Origin of the sequence: Pseudoalteromonas sp. T1lg122, assembly GCF_002964825.1 — a bacterium.
Classification (GTDB): Bacteria; Pseudomonadota; Gammaproteobacteria; order Enterobacterales; family Alteromonadaceae; genus Pseudoalteromonas; species Pseudoalteromonas gelatinilytica.
The window spans coordinates 250,132-274,301 of record NZ_PQCG01000001.1 but is presented as its reverse complement, the minus strand read 5'-3'; the positions used below and the strand labels follow the sequence as shown (position 1 = coordinate 274,301).

The 24,170-nt window shown below is 42.2% G+C and carries 18 protein-coding genes and 1 pseudogene; 15 read left to right on the top strand and 4 right to left on the bottom strand.

Annotated features, from left to right (window positions below):
* The first annotated feature begins 4 nt into the window (after positions 1-4).
* Positions 5-502 carry a YcgN family cysteine cluster protein gene (locus C2M33_RS01345; RefSeq protein ID WP_105173481.1) on the top strand — a complete coding sequence of 166 codons (498 nt, stop codon included), beginning with the start codon at positions 5-7 and terminating at the stop codon, positions 500-502.
* Entirely contained in the window at positions 502-1,026 is a 525-nt protein-coding gene (locus tag C2M33_RS01340) for an RNA methyltransferase (protein WP_105173480.1), read from the top strand. The genes C2M33_RS01345 and C2M33_RS01340 overlap by 1 nt, the downstream gene beginning before the upstream one ends.
* 26 nt (positions 1,027-1,052) lie before the next feature.
* On the opposite strand, the gene C2M33_RS01335 is transcribed toward C2M33_RS01340, so the two are convergent.
* Together C2M33_RS01335 and C2M33_RS01330 are read right to left on the bottom strand one after the other, a co-directional pair.
* Positions 1,053-2,789 (bottom strand): hypothetical protein, encoded by a 1,737-nt coding sequence (locus C2M33_RS01335; RefSeq protein ID WP_105173479.1) that lies wholly within the window; start codon positions 2,787-2,789, stop codon positions 1,053-1,055.
* Positions 2,790-2,864: 75 nt separating this feature from the next.
* The gene (locus C2M33_RS01330; RefSeq protein ID WP_105173478.1) at positions 2,865-3,632 is read right to left on the bottom strand and encodes a hypothetical protein; all 768 of its coding nucleotides are present in this window, start codon (positions 3,630-3,632) and stop codon (positions 2,865-2,867) included.
* A 212-nt stretch (positions 3,633-3,844) separates the two neighbouring features.
* Between C2M33_RS01330 and C2M33_RS01325 the strand changes: the two genes are divergently transcribed.
* The gene (locus C2M33_RS01325; protein WP_105173795.1) at positions 3,845-5,488 is read left to right on the top strand and encodes a M1 family metallopeptidase; all 1,644 of its coding nucleotides are present in this window, start codon (positions 3,845-3,847) and stop codon (positions 5,486-5,488) included.
* A 58-nt stretch (positions 5,489-5,546) separates the two neighbouring features.
* Here C2M33_RS01325 and C2M33_RS01320 read toward each other — a convergent pair whose 3' ends face one another.
* Complete coding sequence (locus C2M33_RS01320; protein WP_105173477.1) at positions 5,547-6,500, bottom strand: carbohydrate kinase family protein; 954 nt, start codon at positions 6,498-6,500, stop codon at positions 5,547-5,549.
* The gene (locus C2M33_RS01315) at positions 6,500-7,717 is read right to left on the bottom strand and encodes an AGE family epimerase/isomerase (protein ID WP_063707397.1); all 1,218 of its coding nucleotides are present in this window, start codon (positions 7,715-7,717) and stop codon (positions 6,500-6,502) included. The genes C2M33_RS01320 and C2M33_RS01315 overlap by 1 nt, the downstream gene beginning before the upstream one ends.
* A gap of 137 nt (positions 7,718-7,854) precedes the next feature.
* Here C2M33_RS01315 and C2M33_RS01310 point away from each other — a divergent pair, with 137 nt between their 5' ends.
* From C2M33_RS01310 to C2M33_RS01255, 12 genes and pseudogenes are all read left to right on the top strand, one after another.
* Positions 7,855-9,126: a sugar MFS transporter gene (locus tag C2M33_RS01310; protein WP_105173476.1), complete on the top strand. Its 1,272-nt coding sequence runs from the start codon at positions 7,855-7,857 to the stop codon at positions 9,124-9,126.
* 346 nt (positions 9,127-9,472) lie between these two features.
* Positions 9,473-11,362 (top strand): methyl-accepting chemotaxis protein, encoded by a 1,890-nt coding sequence (locus C2M33_RS01305; RefSeq protein WP_105173475.1) that lies wholly within the window; start codon positions 9,473-9,475, stop codon positions 11,360-11,362.
* A gap of 103 nt (positions 11,363-11,465) precedes the next feature.
* Positions 11,466-12,460 (top strand): annotated as a pseudogene (locus C2M33_RS01300) (diguanylate cyclase).
* Entirely contained in the window at positions 12,461-13,066 is a 606-nt protein-coding gene (locus tag C2M33_RS01295; protein ID WP_105173474.1) for a DsbA family protein, read from the top strand. It abuts the pseudogene before it with no gap.
* Between the two features lie 176 nt (positions 13,067-13,242).
* Positions 13,243-13,995, top strand: coding sequence for a DUF3450 domain-containing protein (locus C2M33_RS01290; protein WP_054552068.1), 753 nt, complete (start codon positions 13,243-13,245; stop codon positions 13,993-13,995).
* A gap of 10 nt (positions 13,996-14,005) precedes the next feature.
* The gene (locus C2M33_RS01285; RefSeq protein ID WP_063707382.1) at positions 14,006-15,373 is read left to right on the top strand and encodes a MotA/TolQ/ExbB proton channel family protein; all 1,368 of its coding nucleotides are present in this window, start codon (positions 14,006-14,008) and stop codon (positions 15,371-15,373) included.
* A 3-nt stretch (positions 15,374-15,376) separates the two neighbouring features.
* A complete protein-coding gene (locus C2M33_RS01280) occupies positions 15,377-15,904 on the top strand; it encodes a MotA/TolQ/ExbB proton channel family protein (RefSeq protein WP_054552070.1) in 528 nt (175 codons plus the stop codon).
* Between the two features lie 45 nt (positions 15,905-15,949).
* Entirely contained in the window at positions 15,950-16,363 is a 414-nt protein-coding gene (locus C2M33_RS01275; RefSeq protein ID WP_063707380.1) for an ExbD/TolR family protein, read from the top strand.
* 12 nt (positions 16,364-16,375) lie between these two features.
* Complete coding sequence (locus C2M33_RS01270; protein WP_062568031.1) at positions 16,376-16,981, top strand: energy transducer TonB; 606 nt, start codon at positions 16,376-16,378, stop codon at positions 16,979-16,981.
* A 17-nt stretch (positions 16,982-16,998) separates the two neighbouring features.
* Positions 16,999-18,306 (top strand): tetratricopeptide repeat protein, encoded by a 1,308-nt coding sequence (locus C2M33_RS01265; protein ID WP_105173473.1) that lies wholly within the window; start codon positions 16,999-17,001, stop codon positions 18,304-18,306.
* Positions 18,307-18,597: 291 nt separating this feature from the next.
* The gene (locus C2M33_RS01260; RefSeq protein ID WP_105173472.1) at positions 18,598-21,351 is read left to right on the top strand and encodes a hypothetical protein; all 2,754 of its coding nucleotides are present in this window, start codon (positions 18,598-18,600) and stop codon (positions 21,349-21,351) included.
* Positions 21,352-21,429: 78 nt separating this feature from the next.
* On the top strand, positions 21,430-24,063 hold the full coding sequence (locus tag C2M33_RS01255; protein WP_063707375.1) for a TonB-dependent receptor domain-containing protein: 2,634 nt from the start codon (positions 21,430-21,432) through the stop codon (positions 24,061-24,063).
* Positions 24,064-24,170 lie beyond the last annotated feature (107 nt).

Here is a 24,170-nt window from a genome sequence, read left to right as displayed (position 1 = left end):
TACCATGTTAGAAGATCAATTTTGGCTTAAGCGCTCGCTTGAGCAAATGTCACAACCCGAATGGGAAGCCATTTGTGACGGCTGTGGTAAATGTTGTTTAAACACATTTATCGACAGTGAAGACGAAGATGAATTTACCGCAACGGATCAACTTCGCGAGGGTGAAGAACTGATCTTCACTAATATCGTTTGCCAATACCTAGACAACGACACCTGTGGGTGTAGCGAATATGCGAACCGCCAAACTTTGGTGCCTTCATGTGTAAAGCTCACTAAAGAAAACCTCAAAGATATCTTTTTTATGCCGCAAAGCTGTAGCTACCGTCGCCTTTACGAAGGCCGTGGCCTTGCGTCTTGGCACCCGTTACTGAACGGTGGCAGTAAAGATTTGATGCATGAGTTAGGTATTTCTGTGCGTGACAAAACAGTGAAAGACTGTGATGTAGACCTTGATGACTTTGACCTTTACGTGGCCGAGTGGCCAACCAGAGACATTGATTAATGAGCGCCCTTAAAGCAAGCATTGGCTTGTTAAACCCAAAAAGCCCAACCAATGTGGGAGGCGTATTACGTGCCGCGGGTTGTTACAATGCCAAGCAGGTGTTTTTTACTGGTAGCCGCTATTTACGCGCTAATAAGTATCACACAGATACCAAAAATGTGCTTGAGCATATTCCGCTAACGCAAGTCGAAAGCCTAGAGCAAGCAAAGCCTGAGGGTGCCACAACGGTGGTGATTGAGCTTGTTGAAGGTGCAACGCCGCTGCCTGAATTTAAGCACCCTGAAAACGCATTTTATGTGTTTGGCCCTGAAGATGGCTCGGTTAGTAAAGACGTGCTGAAATGGTGTGATGAAGTAGTGTATGTGCCAACCATAGGCTGTATGAACTTAGCTGCAACCTGCAATGTTGTGCTGTACGACCGACTTGCCAAACTCGGTGGTATTGATAGTTCAAACGACACCATTTGCAATAGTCGAGACACTAACAACTCACTAAAATGGCAACAAAAAAAGAGCGCTAAATAGCGCTCTTTTTAGATTCAAATTCAAAATTACTTTTTAGTAATTTGTACGTTACTTTCAAGGCCAATGCCGTTATCGGTAATGTCTGTGGCAAAATAAACACCGACAGGTTGGTCGCGAAGGGAATCAAGCTCAGCCATTTCTTCATCACTTAATTGACCCGTTGCAGCAATCGTATCAAGCAAAGGTAATAAGATTTTTTGTACGTCGAATGCCATGTTCACAAAGCCATTTTTAGTGACACTTTGCGACTCTAAGGTCTCGGCAATTTGTGCAGATTTATCACCCGTGAAAATCACAATATGATTGCCTTTAAGCGCCATTTTTATATCAAAGTTAAGTGGCACAGGCGATGGAATGTATTCATTGATCAGTACTGCATCACCATTGGCTGGTAGTTTTATGTTAGCAAGCGGCGGTACAAAACCTTGCGCAATTGAATACAAACCATGGGCATCAGTCGCCGATAGGGTAACGATGGCATCAAGCTTGTCTATTTGTGGGCCATTGTAGTCATCGATAGTAAATGCAGCATCTTGAACGCTGACACTCATGCCTTGTACGCCATTTGCAAAGCCCGACATCATAGCAAGGCCTGCGGTGCTTACTTCTTGCATTTCATTTTGTAGTGCGACAATTGGCCCACAGTTAAACTCAGCTGATTTAATTGCACCCGTTAATGTGTTGGCTAGCGGCAGGACTTTTGCTACATCAATACCATAAGCAACACTCATCATTTGCCCGTCAAGCCCAGTGGTATGTTTTGGCACAAAACCACGCACAGCTTGTAGCGTATTTAGTAAGTCTTGATCTGTGCTTTGCAATACTGCTTTTACGTCAAAGTCGGCGTAGTCGGCGGTAATACGGGTTTTTGTTGTGCCCGATACTGTTGCAGGCCATTTAGCGGCAATGGCTGCAATATCATCTTGACACTCAGGTGTTGAAATTGCTGCTAACGCATTCGCTTGCTGGGCTTTATCAAGTAGCTCTTTAAGCATCTGGTGTAAGCGAGAGTCTTCTTTGCCTGTTACAGCGTTGGCGATACGTTGATGATCAACAAAGCCAACCGAGTTGCCATCAAGCGAAAAAGTTTTAATAAGCTCAGGTAGTTTTTTAGTTTCAGCCAGTGATTGAGCCGGTTTTTCTACGCCAAGGGCAATACGTAAATCTTGATCGTTAGAAAGCGCTGTGGTTAGCGTGATGGTAGCCCAATTGTTGTGAGTTGATGCAATTAGGTTGAAGTTATCTAAGCCTTCAAGCTCAATGGCAAAGCGTGTGTAGCTTACGCCTTCAAGGCTTTCAGTTGTATACGCAATACCTGCTTCATCAGCAGATTGCTTAATGCTATTGATAATGCTGCTTTGATCAGCGACCTGAAAACGCACAATCGGCATTAAACCTTGCGCATACATCATGCCTTTGTAGTCATCACCAAAGCCCCAAATCGATTTGAAGGCATCGTAAGAGCTCAGTGATTGTTGGTATTTTTCCATCAGTGATGCAAGGAATAGGGCATTCTTATCATCAACAGTTTTAAGCTCAGCAATGATGGGCGTTAAATCGCTCGTGCCTTTCATTGCATCAGGCATAAGCGCGAAGTATTTGCTGTACGGAAACGGTTTAAGTTGACCATAAAAAACCGCCGTGTCGGCAGGTACGTATGCAAGCTCAGGTAAATCTACATCAACACTGGCTTTATTTTGTGAGTACAACAACGCACCTGCAACAATCGCAATCGCGCCCCCAGCAAGAAGCTTATTATTCATAGGATGAATTCCTTTTTCTTTAATTAGTTAAAAAACATACCATGAAATAGAAACAAATTACTAGCAGGCTAACGACTAAAACTGATAGCTCACGCTTATTTGCGGACCATGGGTAAACGTATCATAACTAAAGAAGTTTTTATTTCCGCGTTGGCCTGTTTGGTAATCTACATAAGTGGTTTTATAGCTCATACCCAGATCCCAATGCGGGTTTATTTGATACACCGCACCTAATTTAAAGCTGCCAGTCAATTTAGCGTTTAAGTTAAAGCCACCGAGATCCCCAGCAGTTGTTAACTGCCAATGTTCGCTTAATTGTTTGTTCAAGTGAAAGCCAAAAATTAGGTCAATCCAATCTTCATCTCTGTCGACCACTGACACTTGTGACATAAAGTTAGGGTCAAGGTCGAATTCGTAGCTGTTATCCCAACGACGAATACCCACATAGTTAACCCAATCACCCATCGAATGACTAGAAAAACGGTACGCAACACTTAATTCGAGCACGGCTTGGCGCACCCGGGCACTGAGCACCCCAAGTTTTGGGGCGTTATGAGATTTACTTAAATCCATATAGCCCCAGTCAGCAATAAAGCCCCAGTTTGATTGATGATAGCCCTCAAAATGGAGCATAAATGCGCTATCGAGGTTGTTTAAAATGGTATCAAATTCGACTTCAAGGGGAGCTTCTATAGTGCCGATTGCCGAACTGCCATCAATCGCAGTGGCCATTAAATAAGGCTCTACAGAAAATTGCCATTGGTCGGCATAAACGGTTGGTGAGGCGAATACTAAACCGAAAGATAAAAGCGTTAACATACGAGGTTGTTTTAAAGTGAGCATAATCAAATCCTTTTAAATAAATCACAGTATTAATTATAGAAACGCTTGGGCTTTTTTTCCTTGATTTGATGATGAATTATTTTCGTTTTGTTATTCAACGCAAAGCACAGTTTTAATCTTTCAGCTATGTCATATTTTAATAACAATAATAACGACATGGAGTAGATGTTTTGCAGGTAACTCATTTTTTTAAAAGCGCTACAGCGATTGCTATGACCGCCATTTTAGCTGGCTGTAGTGTTAAACCTTTGCCACTTGATCCAAGCGTTGGTGATACAGGTCAGCCATTATCGGCAGTTGCACTAAAAAGCGATGTGCAATTTTACGACTTATCACTTGAAGTGTTTCCTGATGATAAACGCATTAAAGGCGTGTCGAAAACGCAGTTTAAAATGCTATCTGCAAGCCAATTTGTTGAACTAAAACTTGATAGCCGATTTTTAATCACTGCCATAACCTCTGACGATAAAACACTTAACTATACCCGCAATGCAGGTGTGCTAAATATCGATTTAGGTAAGCAATACGCTGCGGGCAGCACAGTGAGTGTTGCGGTGGCCTATGAAGGCAACCCCCATATTGCTAAAAACGCCCCTTGGGATGGCGGGTTTGTATTTGCTGAAACCGAAAGCGGCGAGCCGTGGATAGCTACCGCAGTGCAGGGCGAGGGCTGTGATTTATTCTGGCCATGTAAAGATCATTTTGCTGACAAAGCCGATAGCATGCGCATAAGGCTCACAGTACCAAATGGTTTAAGTGCGGTAACCAACGGGGTATTGCAAAGCGTAAAACCAGTCGGTTCACACAAACAACAATTTGATTGGCTGCTATCTGTGCCTGCAAGCGACTATAACATTGCTCTGAACATAGGCCCGTATCAACGTATTGAGCGCAGTTATACCAGTATTAATGGCACTGAGGTTCCGATTGAATTTTGGGCACTTGCTAAACACACACAGCAAGCGTCGATGCTAATAGAGCAGGATTTACGTTCTCAAGTCGCGTTTTTTGAGCGCTTTTTAGGGCCTTACCCATGGGGGAATGACAAACTGGGCTTTGTTGAAACACCGCATTTAGGTATGGAACATCAAACTATCAATGCCTATGGTAAAAAATATAAGCGTGATGCAGGCGGTTATGATTGGTTATTACAGCATGAGTTAGCTCATGAGTGGTTTGGTAATTTAATGACCCATGAAAAACTCAACGATGCATGGCTACACGAAGGCTTTGGCAGTTACATGCAGCCAAGTTATAGCTTGTATAAATTCGGTGAAGCGGCCTATAACCACAGCATGTATAAGTCGTATTTAGGGCTGAAAAACTGTAAAGCCATTGTTCTTGATGGCGATATAACCTCAGATCAAGCATTCAACCCTGATATTTATGGCAAAGGCAGTTGGACTTTACATACCTTACGTTGGTTGATTGGTGATGAGTTATTTTGGCAAGCCACCCGTGAGCTGCTTTATGGGGTGAACGACACCAAGCAATTGGCTTATCCAATTTCACCGCGATATCGAAATACCGATGAGTTTATTGCTATTGTTAACCGCTTAACGGCGAAAGATTATAGCTGGCTGTTTGATGTGTATTTAAAACAGGCTCAATTACCGGAACTTGATGTTATTCAATCAGCTAACAGCCTGACGCTGAAATGGAACAAAAACTCTTTGCAAGGTAAGCCATTCCCTATGCCAGTTCCGGTGCAAATAAACGGCTCGTTGCAAACTTATTCTGTTGAAAATGGCGAGATTAGCATTGCTTTAAAAGCGGGGGATCATGTGGTGATCGATCCAAACATGAAGGTGTTTAGGTATTTACCAATTATCGATAAATGTAAAGCTGAACAATAGCGAATAAGCCCGGCATTAATTACTAATGCTGGGCTTATTACTCAACCTAAACAAAGTTCTAGGCTAAATCGGCTGCGCTTGGTAAAGACGCAAATGCACCATAACGGCTTACAGCAAAAGCGCCGGCTTTAGCTGCATAAGCAATAGTTTGTTCGATATTCTCTGGCGTTTGGCAAAACGCTTTAAAGCTTTGTTTGTTTTCACAGTGCTGACCAATCTTTGACAGCATGCCGCCAATAAATGCATCGCCTGCGGCTGTGGTATCAACCACTTTTGTCGCTGGTGGGCTAACTTGGCCTTTAAAGTCTGCGTGATAAAAGCTGATTGCTTCGCCGCCATTGGTAACTAGCAAACAGGTTACACCGGCCTTTAAAATGGCATCGATAGTATGCTCAAGAGGCATTTCTTGATGGCTTTTTTGATTTAAAAACTCAAGCTCTTCAAATGAGAGTTTAACGATATCTGCCAGTGAAATAACATGCCACATTCTATCTATAGTATGGCGCATACTTGGCCATAGGTTTTCGCGCAGATTCATATCAAAGCTACAAATTGCACCGGCTTTTTTCGCCTGCGTTAAACCATAAATTGTGGTTTGATAGATGTTGTGCTCAGTTAAACTGTTGCTGCATACATGCATGATGGCGTGATTTGCAAACATTGCATGGTCAAAATCGTCTACGCGATACAGTAAATCAGCGGCTGGTGGGCGATAAAAACTAAACGAGCGTTCGCCACTGTCATCAAGTGATACAAACGCCAGCGCTGTTTTCGCGGCATCGGTGAATGTACAGTACTGGGTGTTTACTGCATGCTGGTCAAGTTCTTGTTTAATAAAGTGACCGAACATGTCATCGCCTAACATGCCGCAAAAGCTGGTGTTTAGGCCTAGTTTTGCTGCTGCAACAGCCACATTAGCAGGTGCGCCGCCTGCGTATTTGGTAAATGACTCTGGTTGTTTACCATCTGATAAAAAGTCGATTAATGCTTCGCCAAAACACACTAAACTCATTATGCATTCCTCAAGGTTAAGGTTCTTAATACTTCGTAGCAGGCACCCATAGTATGGTAGTCGGTTTTACCTGCTGGCGATTTTTCGTCACTGTATGGTTGGTTTTGTGCTGATAAAATGCGATACCACGCACCATATTGGTGATCTACCATATGTTGCCAACTGTATTGCCAAATTTTTTCGTACCATTGCCAATAGCTTTCGTCATGTGTGGCATCAGCGAGTAGGGCTGCTGCGGCTAATGATTCGGCTTGCACCCAAAAGTATTTATCGCTATCACAAATTTGTTTATCTGGTGCAAAGCCATAGAAAATGCCCCCATGTTGCTGATCCCACGCGATGCTCAGGGTTTCATCAAACAGGCTTTTAGCACGCGTTACCAGCCAAGGTTCATCTATATGGCGGTTTAAAATAAGTAACAGTTTTGCCCACTCAGTTTGATGCCCTGGTTGAAATCCCCAAGGTCTAAATAAATGCTGCGGGTCATCTTTGTTGTAATCTAAATCGATTTGCCAATTTTTAGCGTAATGCTCCCAGACAAACTGTTGGCTCTGTGCTGCCAGTTTTACCGTAAAAGTTTCGGCAAGTTGTTTAGCACGTTTTAAATAACGGGTCTCGTTGGTTGCTTCAAAACACATGAGTAAGGCTTCGCATAAATGCATATTGGCATTTTGGCCGCGATAGTCATCTGCACAGCTAAAATCGGCATTTTGCTCATCTAAATAGGCATTATGCTGGGGTTCAAAGTAGTGCTGCTCTAATAAATCCCAAACCTGAGAAATTGTATTTTTGCAGTCGTTTACCCCTGCTTTTAAGGCTACTGCGTTTGCAAGCATAACAAAGGCAAGCCCGTAACAATGGTTAGTATCGTCTAACACAGTGACTGCGCCGTTATCTTCTTGCTTAATAAGCCAAGCATAACCACCAGATGCTTGCTTATGCGCATGTTCAAGGTGGGCTAAACCATGTTTAGTTAGGCTTAAATATTCTGGCTCTTTGAATTCGATGTATGCCATCGCATAGTTAAATACAAAGCGGGTACTCGAAACTAAATGGCGAGTGTGTTTATCGTAAATCGCGCCATTATTTTTAAAGAACTGATAAAAGCCCGCTAAGCCATGAGCTGAATGGTCAACACAATGGGGGTGATAAAAAGCAAGGGTATCTTGGATATGCTGCTTAAGAAAATCAGGGCTTTTAAAGTCAACTGTTGCCATGGTCTATCAATAAATCTGTGTACATTTAGCAACTATAGCAGGAAATAAAAATATTGGAACGTTCCTAGTAAATCTTTGTGCTATTTTTACTTCAATGTGTAGAATCAAAGGTAACTTGTTAACGGAGTGAAAACCACGTGAGTGAAATAAATACAAACCAATCGTTTGTCGCCGATGGTTCGCAGCAAAATAAAAACTACCTGCTACCACTGACGGCAATGACAACCCTGTTCTTTTTATGGGGTTTCATTACAGTTTTAAATGACGTGTTGATCCCGCGCTTAAAAGGGGTATTCGATTTAACCTATACAGAGGCAATGCTGGTTCAGTTTTGTTTCTTTGGTGCTTACTTTATTGTTTCGCTACCAGCGGGCATGTTGGTTAAAAAACTGGGCTATAAAAATGGCGTGCTAACCGGCTTAGTCGTGGCATCAATTGGCTGTATGTTATTTTACCCAGCAGTTGTTGTGCATGAATATTGGTTATTCTTAGGTGCGTTATTTGTTTTAGCATCAGGTATTACCGTATTACAGGTATCTGCTAACCCGTATGTTGTGGCGTTAGGTCCTGAAAAAACGGCGTCGTCACGTTTAAATTTAGCTCAAGCACTTAACTCACTTGGTACTACAGTTGGACCATATGTGGGTGGTATTTTATTCTTTGGTACAGCGGGCACACTAGCTGCAAACGCGGCCACTGCTGAATCTGTAAAAGTGCCATACCTTGTGCTTGCAGCAGCACTACTGACCATTGCTGTGGTATTTGCCTTCTTTAAATTACCGGTTATTTCTGAGCACTCAGAAGAGCAAGACTGCAAAGCAAAAGGCCACAGCCTAGCTGAAGCGCCTCATTTAATGATGGGTGTTGTAGGTATCTTCTGTTATGTAGGTGCAGAGGTTTCAATTGGTAGCTTCTTAGTAAACTACTTTGGTGAAGCACACATTGCTGGCCTTGAAGAGCATGCGGCTGCAAGCCTAATTGCTTATTATTGGGGCGGTGCAATGGTAGGTCGTTTCATTGGCTCTGCAGCACTGCAAAAGATTGCGCCTTCAAAAGCGTTATTCTTTAATGCCATGATGGTAATTGTATTACTGTTAGTGACTATTTTCACTGAAGGTAATGTTGCGCTTTACTCAGTACTTGCGATTGGTTTATTTAACTCAATCATGTTCCCAACGATTTTCTCAGTTGCAATCGAAAGCTTAGGATCACTGACCAGTAAAGGGTCGGGTTGGTTATGTTTAGCAATCGTGGGTGGTGCATTAGTACCGTTAGTGCAAGGTGTGGTTGCAGATACTGTTAGTATTCAACAAAGCTTCTTTGTACCAGTGATTTGTTATGCATTTATCGCTTGGTACGGCTTAAACGTTGTTCGCTTAGCTGATAGCTGGAAAAAACGCATCGGCTAACAATTACGATTAATAAAACCCCGCACTGAGTTGCGGGGTTTTTTTGTGCCATTTTTTGCTAGAGCCAACAAAACTTGATGACAAAATGATTTAATGAATACGTATTCAGGGGTGGTTAAAGTAGTAATTTGTAGGAACGTTCCAAGGTTGTTTTTGCTGTTATTTATTAAAGGCGACTTAAGAAGTTGAATGTGCTGCCGTTAACAAAGTAATTGATTTTCAAAGAAAGCGTACTTTAATAAAAGGAACGTTTTTCTAGTTTTAGCTTAATTTTATAAGACAAAGAGCTTTAAATTTGTTAAATATAAAGAGGCTAACAACGAAAAAAATAACAAACAGGTTTGTCATGCAAAGCACTCTTAAATTTACCACCAAGGTAACTGTGGCTGCATCACTGGTTTTAGTGATAGTGCTCGGTTTATTCACGATTAATAACTTCATCTCTATGCGCAGCCAAACGCAGGAGCAGCTTTCGCTTGTTCTTCAAGAGATTTCTCAGTCAGTGTCGCAAAACATAGCTAACTGGTTAAATGCTAAATTAGCGATTGTTTCGTCTGTTGCTGATACCTATCAACTTGGTGATAGCAAAGAGCTTACGCTCACACAGCTCAATACTGCTGACAAAGCCGGTGGTTTTAAAAACACCTACATCGGTATCACTGACGGCACCTTTGTATTGAATGACCAATCGGTTGTTTTACCACCGGATTACGATGCTACAACACGCCCGTGGTACAAACTTGTAGAAAACAAAACGAACACAGCCTTTACAGCGCCTTATATTGATGTAACCACCAATGAACTGACTATTTCGGCTGTAGCGCCAATGCAAGCTAACGGTGTGTTTAGCGGTGTTGCAGGTGCTGACATTGACATGAAAACGATAACTAAAATTGTCAACGAAATTGACTTTCTAGGGTTTGGTTATGGCTTTTTACTAGATAGTGAAGGCCGTATTTTAAGCCACCCAGAAACTAAATTTAACGACAAAAACATGCGTGATTTATTCGGCAAGAGCCTGTCGTTACAATCTGAGTTTGTAGAAGTACAAGTGGGTGGTTTAGACAAATTAGTGTCATTCACCAAAATCAAAGGAATTCAAAACGTTGATTGGTATTTAGGTGTGGTGATCAACGAAGAAATTGCTTATTCATCGGTTGCCTCATTTAGAAACATGGCGGCTATTTACATGCTAATGGGTATTGTCGCGATTGTATTAATGATGCAATTTTTGCTTCGTTATTTAATGCGCCCAATGCAGCGCTTAAACGATGCAATTAAAGATATTGCGCAAGGAGAGGGTGATTTAACCCGTCGTCTTGAGGTTGAAAATAATGATGAGTTTGGCGAGCTAAGCCATTACTTTAATGCGTTCATCGAGAAAATTCACACATCAATTGAACAAGTTAAAAATACCACCGTTGAGCTTGAGCGTTTAGTTGAGAGTTTAGTTAACCAAACTCAAGGCACATTAGCCATGTATGCTGATCAAACAAAGCGTACAGATAACGTTGCCACAGCTATTAACGAGCTGACATCGAGCGCGGTAGAAATCTCAAACAGTGCAAGTCATGCGTCAACGTTAGCAACGAGTGCGAATAGCCAATCATTACAAAGCCAATCTGCATTAGCTGATAACTTAACAGCAATTAATGCCTTGTCTCGCAATATGGAGCAGGCACAAAAAACCATTAATAGTTTAGATGCGCACACTGTAAGCATCGGCCAAATACTTGAAGTGATCAAAGGTGTTAGTGAGCAAACTAACTTACTAGCCCTTAATGCAGCTATTGAGGCGGCCCGTGCGGGTGAAGCAGGTCGTGGCTTTGCGGTTGTAGCAGATGAAGTACGTCAACTTGCGCACCGTACCCAGCAATCAACACAAGAAATCGAAGACACTATTTCTCAGTTACAACAAGGCTCTGCGTCTGCGGTTGAGGTAATGACAACCAGTATTCGCGATAGTGAAAAGAGTGTTGAACAAGCTCATATAGCGGGCGAAAAAATGGCTGAGGTTACCCGTGCTATTGAGTCAATCGATGAGGTGAACCACAGTGTTGCAAATGCCACAACTGAGCAAAACCAAGTAATTCAAAGCTTAGACAGTGACATACACTCAATTAGTGAGCTGTCTACTCAAGGTCAAAGTAATCTTAATAACACCTTGAGCGAGTGCACTAAATTAAAAGCCCAGTTCTATGAGCTTGAAAAATTGGTACTTAAATTTAAAGTTTAGTTGTTAAGAGACTGCAATTTTGGATCAAAATTGGCTTAGTGCCATAACGTTAAACAGTGTCGACACGGCGGATAAACAGCGCCGTGCCTTCACCTTATTTACCATGGCTTTTTTTGCCATCGTATTAATCACTTCGTTAGTGTTATCTAACTATCAAATTTACGCCTTGCCGCTCACTATTATGTTAGTGGTGAGCGATGTCACTATTGTGCTTTGCATGGTGTATTACTTTCGCACCGGCGCGTTGGTCTCTATTAGTTGCATTATTTTATCGATTATCTTGCTGCTCTGTGTGGCCTTGGTGTACACCGGCGGCAAAGAAAACACCGCTTTATATTGGCTTATGTTTTACCCCATTGTGGCTTATGTCACCTTAGGGTTAAAAGTAGGCAGTGTGTTGGTTGGTATTATGTACGCTAGTGCAGTTGCACTGCTTTTTAGCCCTAATTTTGGCCAAGCACATTACGGGCAAGTTGAAACCTCGCGCTTTTTAGCATCATTTAGTTTAGTGATTTTATTCTCTGCAATTAGTGAATACTTTAGACAAAAAAGCCATCAAAAAATTGCTGACATCACTTTAATAGAAAAACGCGATGCATTGACTGACCCACTAACAGGCCTTGCCAATCGTCGTTACATTTATGAGCATATTCAACCGCGCCTTGAAGCTGAAGCGGCAAACTACTTACCTATGTCGGTATTATTAATTGATTTAGACAACTTTAAATCACTTAATGACAGTTATGGTCATGATTTTGGCGATCAGGCTTTAATAGCCTTTACCTCTATGCTGCACGATAAATTACGTGGCACAGATATAAAAGCCCGTTATGGCGGTGAAGAGTTTATTATTTTGCTGCCAAAAGCGGGCTTAACATTGCCCATGCCGTGGCTGAAAAACTGCGTAGTTATGTCGCCGAAAAACAGATCCCTTATGATGTGGGGCAGTCTGTGACTATTACCTGTAGTATTGGCATTGCTAGCCTTGAACGAGGCAGCCAATTTAGTAAAGCGATTAAACAAGCAGACGACAACCTCTATAAAGCCAAAGCAAAAGGGCGTAATGTAGTGGTCTCTGATCTAACTGAGATAAGCTAAATGGCAAAGCTAATTTATGTATACGACCCAATGTGTAGTTGGTGTTGGGGCTACAGAGAAACCTGGTTAAAACTAAAAGCAGCCCTTGGCGATAAACTGGCTATTGAATATAAAGTGGGTGGCCTCGCGCCTGATTCAGATGAGCCTATGCCAAAAGAGATGCAGCAGTTTTTACAGCAAACATGGCAGCGTATTGAACAGCAACTTGGCACGCCATTTAATCATGAGTTTTGGCATTTCGCGCAACCACGCCGCTCTACTTATCCAGCATGCCGTGCAGTGCTTGTTGCAAGGCAGTACAATAAAGAGCACGAGATGCTCTATGCCATTCAAAAAGCCTACTACTTAAATGCACAAAATCCATCTGACATCAGCACCCTTGCAAGCCTTGCTGAGCAAATTGGCTTAGAAAAAAACGCATTTATTCACGAAATTGAAAGTGAAAAAATAAATTCGTTACTCATGGCCGAAATAAACCAAGCGAGAAGCTTACCTATTCAAGGTTTTCCGTCTTTAGTCCTTGAAAATAAAGGGCTCTACGCTGCTATCCCGGTTAATTATCAAGACTGGCAAAGCACTTATCAGCAAATAACATCCCATATTTAGTTCCTGAAACCCTGCAACTTTTGCCTTATCTTTGCGCAATATAAACTAATTGTTACAGCTGTCATATTTTTGTATTTTTTGCGCAACATGCTTGTCATTTTTCATCGTTATCCTTTCGCACAATAAAACAACCCAACTAGCAAATTAAGCTAACTTAACGAGTAAAGGTGTATGCGATGAAAGGCGTTAAACCACTGATTTTAGCAGGTATTGTAGCGGCATCTGCAGCAGTACATGCAAACGATCTAGATAAAGTAATTGATAAAAGCAGCGAGATAAACAAATCTGCAGCGCAATCACAAACTAAAATCGACAAGATTGCAGATTCAATGCAAGGTCGTTTACAACAATTCAAAGCCCTTAATAAAGAAATTGACGGCTTAACTGTTTATAACGCGCAACTTACTAAGCAATTAAACAACCAAATTGCTGAAATGGACGCGTTAAACGAGTCAATGGATCAGGTATCGGTTATCGAGCGTCAAATTACGCCGTTAATGATGCGAATGATCACAGGTCTTGAGCAATTCGTTGCACTAGACGTGCCTTTCTTAACTGAAGAACGTAGCAAGCGTATTGCATCATTAAAAGAAATGATGGATCGCGCAGACATCACTTCTAGTGAAAAATTCCGCCGCTTACTTGAAGCTTACCAAGTAGAAGTGGATTACGGTCGCACTATCGAAGCGTACACATCATTACTTAATGTAGATGGCCAAGAGCGCGAAGTGGATTTCTTACGCATCGGTCGTTTAGAACTTATTTATTTAACACGCGACGGCAAAAAAGCAGGTAGCTGGGATAAAGAAACAAAATCATTTGTTGAATTACCAGATTCTGCAATCAGCCAAATCAACAAAGGTTTACGCATTGCACGTAAGCAACTTGCCCCAGATATGTTAACACTGCCAGTCCACGCTGCTGAATAAGAGGTTTGAGATGAAATTATTAACGAAAATGACAAAAATGGCCGTGTTTGCAGCTGGCCTTGGTTTTGCTGGTAGCAGCCTAGCGGCTGAGCCAATGGATTTAGACTCATTACTAAAAACATTAGAGCAAGGTAAAGCACAGCAAAGCGTTGAGAATAAGCAACGTGAGCAAGAGTTCGTGGCACGTCAAAACGAACAAGTACAAATGCTTAAAGATACGCAAGCAAAGCGAGCTGCAATGCTTAACGAGTCTGAGCGTTTAGAAACTCAGTTTGAAGAGAACGAAGTAAAGCTTGCTAACTTAACAGACACGCTTTCAAACCGCATGGGTTCACTTAAAGAGCTATTCGGTGTGTTACAACAAGTAGCGGGCGATTCAAGCAACAAATTCATGACGTCAGTTGTTTCTGCTGAGCTTCCAGGTCGTAGTAACTTCATGGATGAGCTGGCACAAAAAATGGGTTCAACGTCAAAGCTTGCTTCAATCGATGATATCGAAAAAGTATGGTTTGAATTACAACGCGAAATGACTGAGCAAGGTAAAGTATCTCGCTTTACAACAGATGTTATCGTTGAAGGTGGCAGCAAAGCACAAAAAGAAGTGGTGCGTGTTGGTGCATTTAACTTAATCGCAGATGGTAAATACCTAGAGTACACACCGGCTACGAACACAATCAGCCAGCTTACGCGTCAGCCAAGCAGCCGTTACACTGCAACTGCGACTGACTTACAACAAACAAAATCAGGTGTTGTGCAGTTCGCGCTTGACCCTACAGGTGGTTCAATTTTAGGTCTTTTAGTACAAGCACCAGATACTGAAGAGCAAGTTCACCAAGGCGGTACAGTAGGTTACATCATCTTAGGTGTTGGCTTAATCGCTTTACTAATCGCACTTGAGCGTTTTGTATCTCTGATGATTATGGGTAGCAAAATCCGTCGTCAGCTTAAAGACACCGTGGCACGTGATGACAACCCACTTGGTCGCGTAATGAAAGTGAAAGATCAGTACCCAGATGTAGCGTACGACACGCTTGAGCTTAAATTAAGCGAAGCAATCATTCGTGAAATGCCAAAAATTACTCGTAACCTGACGCTAATCAAGATTATCTCTGTGGTAGCACCGCTACTTGGTCTACTAGGTACGGTAACCGGTATGATTAACACCTTCCAAGCAATTACCTTGTTCGGTACAGGTGACCCTAAACTAATGGCGGGTGGTATTTCTCAGGCACTTGTAACAACGGTACTTGGTCTGGTTGTGGCTATCCCAACAGTATTCTTATACACACTTCTTAACACGCGCTCTAAAAACATGCTGTTGATTTTACAAGAGCAAAGCGCAGGTATCATCGCAGAGCGAAGCGAGAAAGGAGCATAAATCATGGTGCTATTGATTGATGCAATCAATGCTCTACGTGATTTCCTCGACACAGGTGGCCAAGTTCTCTTGGTCATCGGGGTCCTCATCTTCGCGATGTGGTTATTGATACTTGAGCGTTTTATGTATTTCTTTGGTGGCTTTAAACGCTACAAGAAAGACGTAAAAAGCACTTGGAGCAATAGAGCAGAGCGTAACAGCTGGAACGCAGAGCAAATTCGCCAAGCGATGATTTCACGCGCTGGCATGCAACTAAATAATAACCTTGCGCTAATCAACGTAATGGTTGCGTTATGTCCACTTTTAGGTCTGTTAGGTACCGTAACCGGCATGATCGAAGTATTTGATGTAATGGCAATCACAGGCACAGGCAGTGCACGTTCGATGGCATCAGGGGTGTCTAAAGCCACTATCCCAACAATGGCCGGTATGGTGGGTGCACTTTCAGGGGTTTTCGCCTCAACGTTCTTACAACGTCGTGCAAAACGCGAAGTGCAATTACTTGAAGACAACATGGTCTTAGACCACTAAACGAATTTTAGGGTGATGTGAGCATCACCCACTAGGAGACTAACAATGAGAGCGCCACTAGGTAACTTATTTCAAGAAGACGACGCAGAAGAAATCAACATGACGCCAATGCTAGACGTTGTTTTCATCATGCTTATCTTCTTTATCGTAACAGCATCATTCGTAAAAGAAGCCGGTATTGATGTAAACCGTCCTGAAGCGGCAACGGCAGTGAAAAAAGAACGTGCCAACATCTTAGTTGCTATTTCTGACAAAGGTGAAATTTGGATCAACAAACGCCAAGTAGATATTCGTGCAGTACAAGCAAATATCGAACGCTTAAAAGCAGAAAACCCACAAGGTAGCGTGGTTATTCAAGCTGATAAGAAAGCCACAACCGATGTACTTATCAAAGTAATGGATGCATCGCGTGCTGCAGGCGCATTTGATGTGTCGATTGCTGCGCAAGAAGCATCATAAGGAATGTGAGCGATGCGTTATATAGTTGCATTAATCATCGCGGGTATCGTGACTGTCATGCTGTTTTTAGGCATGCAGGCACTGATCACCGGTGGTGAAGGGGCCATGTCTGAGCCCGTAAAAGGAAACGTACTTGATTTTGTTCGTCTGAAAAAAGAAGAGACAGTGCAAAAGAAAGAACGTAAACCGCAAAAGCCACCAACGCCAAAAGAGCCACCTCCGCCAATGGAATCACCGCAAATGCAAAACAGTGATCCTAACGCGAGCAATGCGAACTTTGACTTTGGTGCCAGTGTTGAAGCCGACGTTAACTTAGCCGGTGGTTTAGCCCTTGAATCAAGTGACGGTGAATACCTACCGATTGTAAAAGTAGCGCCTGTTTATCCGCGCCGAGCTTTATCGCGTGGTATCGAAGGCTATGTGATAGTTGAGTTTACAGTAACTAAACAAGGCACAGTACGTGACCCGAAAGTAGTGAAAGCTGAACCAGAATCACTGTTTGACCGCGCTGCGATGGATGCAGCACTTAAATTTAAATATAAACCGCGCGTTGTTAACGGTGAAGCTGTTGAAGTAGCGGGCGTACAGAACAAAATTTCTTTCCAAATTAACGGTTAGAAAAGAGGAATGCGATTATGAAACCTTTAAAAGTTGCCGTGATTTGCGCGGCTGCTTTCACAAGCAGCCTGGTAATTCCAAGCGTTGTTAGCATGTTACCAGGTGTTACACTGGCAACAGCTTACGCTGAAGAACAAAAAACCAAACGCGTACCTGCACTGCGTGAAAAAGTGTATAGCCAATTAGCACGAGCACAAAAGCTAGCTGATGATGGTGATGCAAAAGCAGGATTAGCAGCCCTTGATAGTATTCAAGAGCGCTCTTCAAGCATGAACTCCTATGAAATTGCCATGATGCATAATTTCTACGGTTTTATTTACTACAACGAAAACGACTTAGATAAAGCAATTGCGTCGTTTGAAAAAGTAGTAAACGAAGATGCGATCCCAGAAACATTACGTGTAAGCACCACCTTTAGCTTAGCGCAACTTGCAATGGCTAATAGCGATTACGAAAAGGTAATCAAATATTTAGCGCAGTGGGATGTGATTAACGACAAGCCTAAAACAGATGCTTATTACGTATTAAAGTCACAAGCATATTATCAGCTTAAAGATTACCAAAAAGGCATTGAAAACATTAACCTTGCTATCGCAGAAGCCGACAGCAAAGGTGAAATGCCAAAAGAAAACTGGTTAATCTTACAGCGTGCTATGTACTACTCACTTAACCAGTCTGACAAAGTGGTCGAGGTACTTGAGCGTTTAGTTAAGCTTTACAACAAGCCTGAGTACTGGGTTCAGTTAGGTGGCATGTACGGTGAAACGGGCGCAGAGAAAAAGCAATTAGCGATTTTAGAAGCGGCATATCAACAAGGTTTCATGAAATCTAAATCAGATTTACGTCAATTATCACAAGTGTATTTATACAACGGCCTGGCTTTTAAAGCGGCGAACGTGATGAGTAAAGCAATGCAAGACGGTGTCGCTGAAAAATCAGCGAAAAACTATGCCTTTGTTGCAGAAGCGATGGTACAAGCAAAAGAGGGTGAAAAGTCACTTCCTTACTTTGCAAAAGCCGCTGATTTAGTTACGCATGGTCAGTACGAACAACGTATTGCAGAGGTAAGCATTAACCTTGAAAAATATGAAGAAGCAGCGGATGCAGCACGTAAAGCCCTAGATAAAGGCGGCTTAGAGTTTGAATCAAATGTGTATGTTGCCTTAGGTATGGCGCAGTACAATTTACAAAATTTTGATGCCTCGATTTTAGCGTTTGAGCAAGCGGAAAAACACAAAAAGTCACAGCGTTTAGCTGAGCAATGGATCAAGTATGTGAAGCGTGAAAAAGTGCACGCCGAAACATTACGTACCGCTTTACTCTAAATCGTATTCAACAGGTAAGCGTACAAAAGAACTAATTTATAATCGCAACACCAAAGCTGCCTTCGGGCGGCTTTTTTCCGTTCCTAAAATTAACTAACTTACTCTTTTTTAAATAATTAATATTGTCATTTTATGTTTATTAAAGTGTAACTAGTTTGTCATACAGCTCCCGTAAGGTAGTCGCAGTTTAAAACTCAAGTGACCCAAAAGCATTATTTTGCAGTGCTTTTTCGGTGACTTGAGTTTATGCGCTAACACAATAATTAAATATCTATCTTAACGGAGTGAACAATGAAATTATCTGGCTTATTCAAGGTTAGTCTTGTAGCTACAGCAATCTCACTAGCAGGTTGTGGCGGTGGTGATATCAACATCAACGTAGAAGAAACAGTTGAGCAACCAACTACACCTACTAACCCAACTACACCACCAACAACTGAAGAGTTACCGGGTGTATACAGCCAAAGTCTTTCGAACGAAGTGTCTGCTGCATTAGGTCGTGATGTGACAGTACAAGTTCTTTCAGGCGTAATCACTGAAGATACAACATTATCAACAGACGCATTTTGGGCGCTTGATGGTGCTGTATTCGTTGGTAACGATAAAGCAGACAGTGCAACGTTAACAATTGAAGCGGGTGCGGTAGTATTCGGTAACAGCGGTTCTGATTACCTAGTTGTTAGCCGTGACTCTAAAATTGAAGCTACAGGTACTAAAAACGACCCGATCATCTTTACTTCTAAGCAAGACGTAGTTGGTGAAGAAACATCTGCAGGCCAATGGGGCGGTATGGTGCTTCTTGGTAACGGTATCTCTAATAAGTGTCCTGCTGAAGGCGATTGTGCTCTTCAAGTTGAAGGTGTTGAATCTGGTGCTGTATTCGGCGGTACAGACAATACAGATAGTTCGGGTACTTTAAAGTACGTTGTTGTTAAAAATGCTGGTTATGAAATTGCCCCAGATAATGAATTAAATGGTATTACATTTGGTGCTGTTGGTTCTGGTACAACGGTTGAGTACTTACAAGTTCACAACAACTCAGATGATGGTGTTGAATTCTTCGGTGGTGCGGTAAATCTGAAGCACGTTGTATTAACAAGCATCGACGACGATAGCATCGACTGGGACAATGGTTACCAAGGTAAAATGCAATTCGTTTACGTTGAACAAGATCCAGATTCAACAGATGCAAACCGTGGTATCGAAGCAGATAACGACGGTAGCACACCTTCTAAAGAACCAAAATCATTACCAATCATCTCTAACTTAACAATCATCGGCAACAACTTCGACGGTGAAGACGATGCTGAGGGTATCTACCTTCGTGAAGGTACAGGTTTACACCTTTACAACTCTGTGATCACTGGTTCTGACGAAATGGGTGAGTGTTTAGAAATTGAAGGTGCTGAAGACGGTGTAAGCGAAACAGTTAATAACGCTAACGATGGTACTATCTTAATTCAAAACACTTTCATGTCGTGTACTAATGGCGAAAACTTCAAAAACCCAGTTGATGGTAGCGGCAATTCATTACTAGAGCTTGAAACGTGGTTTACAGCACAATCTGGTAACGTAATCAATGATAAGCCAATGCTTGGTGCAAACGGTCAACCAATTGCAGGTTCTCCATTACTAGGCGCGGGCCAAGATGTAGCGAATACTGTTGATGCGTTCTTCGATACAGTTGACTTTGTTGGTGCACTGAATGATTCAGATGACTGGCGTGAAGGTTGGGCATTTGGTTACGGTGGCGGTGAAGTAACTGCACCACCAGCAGTAGCAGGTTGTCCATCAGGTACAACGTCAATTTCTCCAGTTGATGGCAGCACAACAACATGTGAGGTGTCTGGTCGTATCACCGCTGATTTAACTCTTACTGCGGGTAACTACTACGCATTAAGCGGCGCAGTATTTGTAGGTGAAGATAATGCAGATTCAGCTACTTTAACAATCGAGCCAGGCGTAACAGTATATGGCCGTACAGGTGATGATTACTTAGTAATTAGCCGTGGTTCAAAAATTAATGCTAACGGTACTAAAGATGAGCCAATCTCGTTCACTTCAAGCCAAGATGTGATGGGTGGTACTACAGCCGCTGGTCAATGGGGTGGTTTAGTACTTCTTGGTAACGCACCATCAAACAAGTGTCCAGCAGAAGGTGATTGCGCACTTCAAGTTGAAGGTGTTGAGTCAGGTGCGGTGTTCGGTGGTACTGATACAACGGATAACTCAGGTACACTGCGTTATGTTCGTGTGATGAATGGTGGTTACGAAATCGCACCAGATAACGAATTAAACGGTATCACGTTCGGTGGTGTTGGTTCTGGTACAACTGTTGAGTATGTACAAGTACACCAAAATGCGGATGACGGTGTTGAGTTCTTCGGTGGTAATGTTCAAGCGAAGTACTTAGTACTAACAAGCATTCAAGATGACAGCATCGACTGGGACAATGGTTTCCAAGGTAAAATGCAGCACATTCTTGTTAAGCAGGCAGCTGATAACTCAGACGCAAACCGTGGTATTGAAGCAGACAACGATGGTTCTTCACCGTCTAAAACACCTAAGTCAAACCCAACAATTGCTAACTTAACAATCATCGGTAATACCTTTGATGGTGAAGATGACTCAGAAGGTATGTACTTCCGTGAAGGTACGGGTGCGCAAATCTATAACGCAATCGTAACCGGCCCTGAAGGTATGGGCGAATGTCTAGAGATTGAAGGTGCTGCTTCAGGTGAAAGTGAAACAGTTAAGAATGCTCAAGATGGTACTTTAATGATTAAATCATCAGTGATTGCATGTTCTGAAAACTTCAAAGACCCAAGTGGTGTAGATTTCAGTGTTGAAAACTGGTGGACAAACACATTAGGTAACTTAGTTGCTACAGGTCAAACGCAAGTTGTAAATGGTATCTTCACTATCGATACAACAACAGCGACAGACGTTAAAGCAATCGACGGTTTCTTCGATACAACAACGCACATTGGTGCAGTATCTGCTGATAACAACTGGACTGAAGGTTGGACAGTAGGTCTGGAATAACACAGTAAGCGAGGTGCTAAACAACGTGTTTAGCACCTTTAAACAACTTTCTGTAACTTATTTCAGATAGAGGTAAACATGAAACAATATTCAAAACAGTTCAGCTTAACAGCACTAAGCGCAGCTATCTTATGCGGATTGAGTGTCTCAGCACACGCAGCTGAAGCAGACGAAGAAGCTGTTCTTGAAGAAGTTGTTGTAAGTGCAAGTCGTTTAAAAGGCACTGCAACAGCTGTTCTAGAAGAGCGTAAACAGCAAGCATTCGTTGCTGATATTATGGGTGCAGAGCAAATTTCACGTAGTGGTGATAGTGACGCTGCTGCAGCGCTACGCCGTGTAACAGGTTTAACACTTGTTGATGGTAAGTTTATTTATGTACGTGGTCTAGGTGAACGATATTCAAGTACACAGTTAAATAATTCTGCTGTACCAAGCCCAGATCCAACGCGTTCTGTATTACCACTGGATTTATTTCCATCAGGTATTATCGAAAGCTTATCAGTACAAAAATCATATTCACCGTCAATGCCAGCATCTTTTGGTGGTGGTAACGTTGATATTCGCTTGAAATCAATTCCTGATCAGTTTGTATTTGATGTGACGGGTCAGCTTGGTTATAACACCAATAACTTTGATGATGGTCTTGAATACAACGGTGGTTCGGATGACTGGTACGGTGTTGACGATGGCACACGCGAAATTCCGCGTCCTATCCTTGATGTATACCAAAGTGGTCAATCGCTTGATGATTTAACACCTGAGCAAAGCCGTGCTTTAGCACTGTCGTTAAATCGCGATTATGATCCAAAATCAGCAAAGGTTGATCCAAATACAAAGTTCACTGCCACGTTAGGTAACAGCTTTGAATCTGATAAATGGCGCTACGGTTTCTTATCGTCGCTTAGCTACGATAATAAGCACGTTGTTTCAGATGAGTATCAAGGTCAAGGTTTCTTGATTGGTGAAAACTCAACAACCATGATCCGTGGTTATGACCAAGTACTAAGTACAGAGCACACGGTTAAGACATCAGGAATGGTTACGGTTGGTGTTGAGTATGACAAAGCGCATAAAATTGACTACACGGCTTTAATCTTACGCGATACTGAAGATAAAATTTCAGACCGTTTAGGTATTGACCAAAACAACAATACCTCTGATAACAAGCGTGTACGCTCGTACGATGTTCGTTATGAAGAACGTGAACTGATTGTTAATCAATTAAAAGGTATGCATACCTTTGAATGGTTAAATTATGCTGGCCTCGATTGGAAGTATTCAATTGGTCGCTCAAATCGTTACGCACCAGGTAATATGGAAACGCGTTTTATTGTTACTGATGCTAACGAAGATGGGTTTTACGATACAGTTAACGAAAGCGCACTAACGAATGCAACAACAGCTGCACGTTACACTTTCCAAGATTTGGATGATGAAGTAGAGAACTACGGTTTTAACTTTACGTTGCCTATCATGCTAGATGGCGTGGATGTTGAGCTTAAATCAGGTGCTGACTTTATCTCTAAAGAGCGCTCAGCAACTAACCGTCGTTTTGATATCAATACACGTGCATTCTCAGATGTTGACTTAAACGGAAATGAGTTAAACACCATTTTATCTGATGATGTACTTACAAACGCGTCACTAACGCAGCCAATCTTAAACGACACAACGGTATCAGGCGATGACTATAAGTCAGCGCAAAAAGTGGATGCATACTACTTCGAAGCTGATTTCTTCTTCAATAACACATGGCGTATTACCGGTGGTTTACGTTGGGAAGATTTCCGTCAAGTATCTGTTCCGCTTGACCCATTCACTGGTGGCCTTGCATCTTCAATCGATTATGATGAGTTAGATCAGCTCGCATTCCGTGAAGATGACGTTTATAGCGCACTTGCATTAACTTATGTACAAAGTGACGAAACGCAATGGCGCTTAAGCTATGGTGAAACTGTTGTTCGCCCAGATTTACGTGAGATTTCTGATGCAACTTACATCGATCCGCTTACTGAATACCCTGTAGGTGGTACGCCAGGTCTCCGTACAACCCAAATCAAAAACTATGATTTCCGCTGGGAAAACTATTTTGATACGGGCGAGAACTTCTCTGTTGGTGTGTTCTATAAAGACATGGTTGACCCAATTGAGTCTGTTCAATCACCTGCACAAGATGGTCCACCTCTGGTACGTATTGCTAATGCAGAAGATGGCTATGTTGCGGGTGTTGAATTTGAATACTTGAAAGATTTCGCTTTCTTAGGTGGATTCTGGCAAGACGTATTCATGACTGGTAACGTGACTTTAAGTGACTCAGAAATCAACATGGACCGTCAGGCGATTGTTGAACAAACAGGGGTTTCTGCAGCGGTTACAAATACAACACGTCGCATGACGGGTCACTCAAAATATGTTGTAAACATGCAGTTAGGCTATGACGCACCTAGTGGGCAACATGCTTCAACGCTAATCTATAACGTATTTGGTGAGCGAATTATAATTCCTGGCATTGAAGGTCAAGAAGATTGGATGGAGCAACCTTTCCACTCTCTAGACTTTAACTACACCTATTTCCCTGATTTCAACTCAAGCTTGAAGTTTAAAGTGACGAATATCTTGGGCGCAAAATCTGAAATAGAGTCAGCGGGTACCTTAACTCGCTCTAAAGAGAAAGGCACTGAGTTCTCAATTGAGTACAAATATCAGTTTTAAATCTCTGACCAAGGAAGGATACAATAATAAATCCTAACGTTGATTCAGCCCTGCACTAGCAGGGCTTTTTTGTTTCTATACCCAAACCACCTCAAGATGCAGAATTC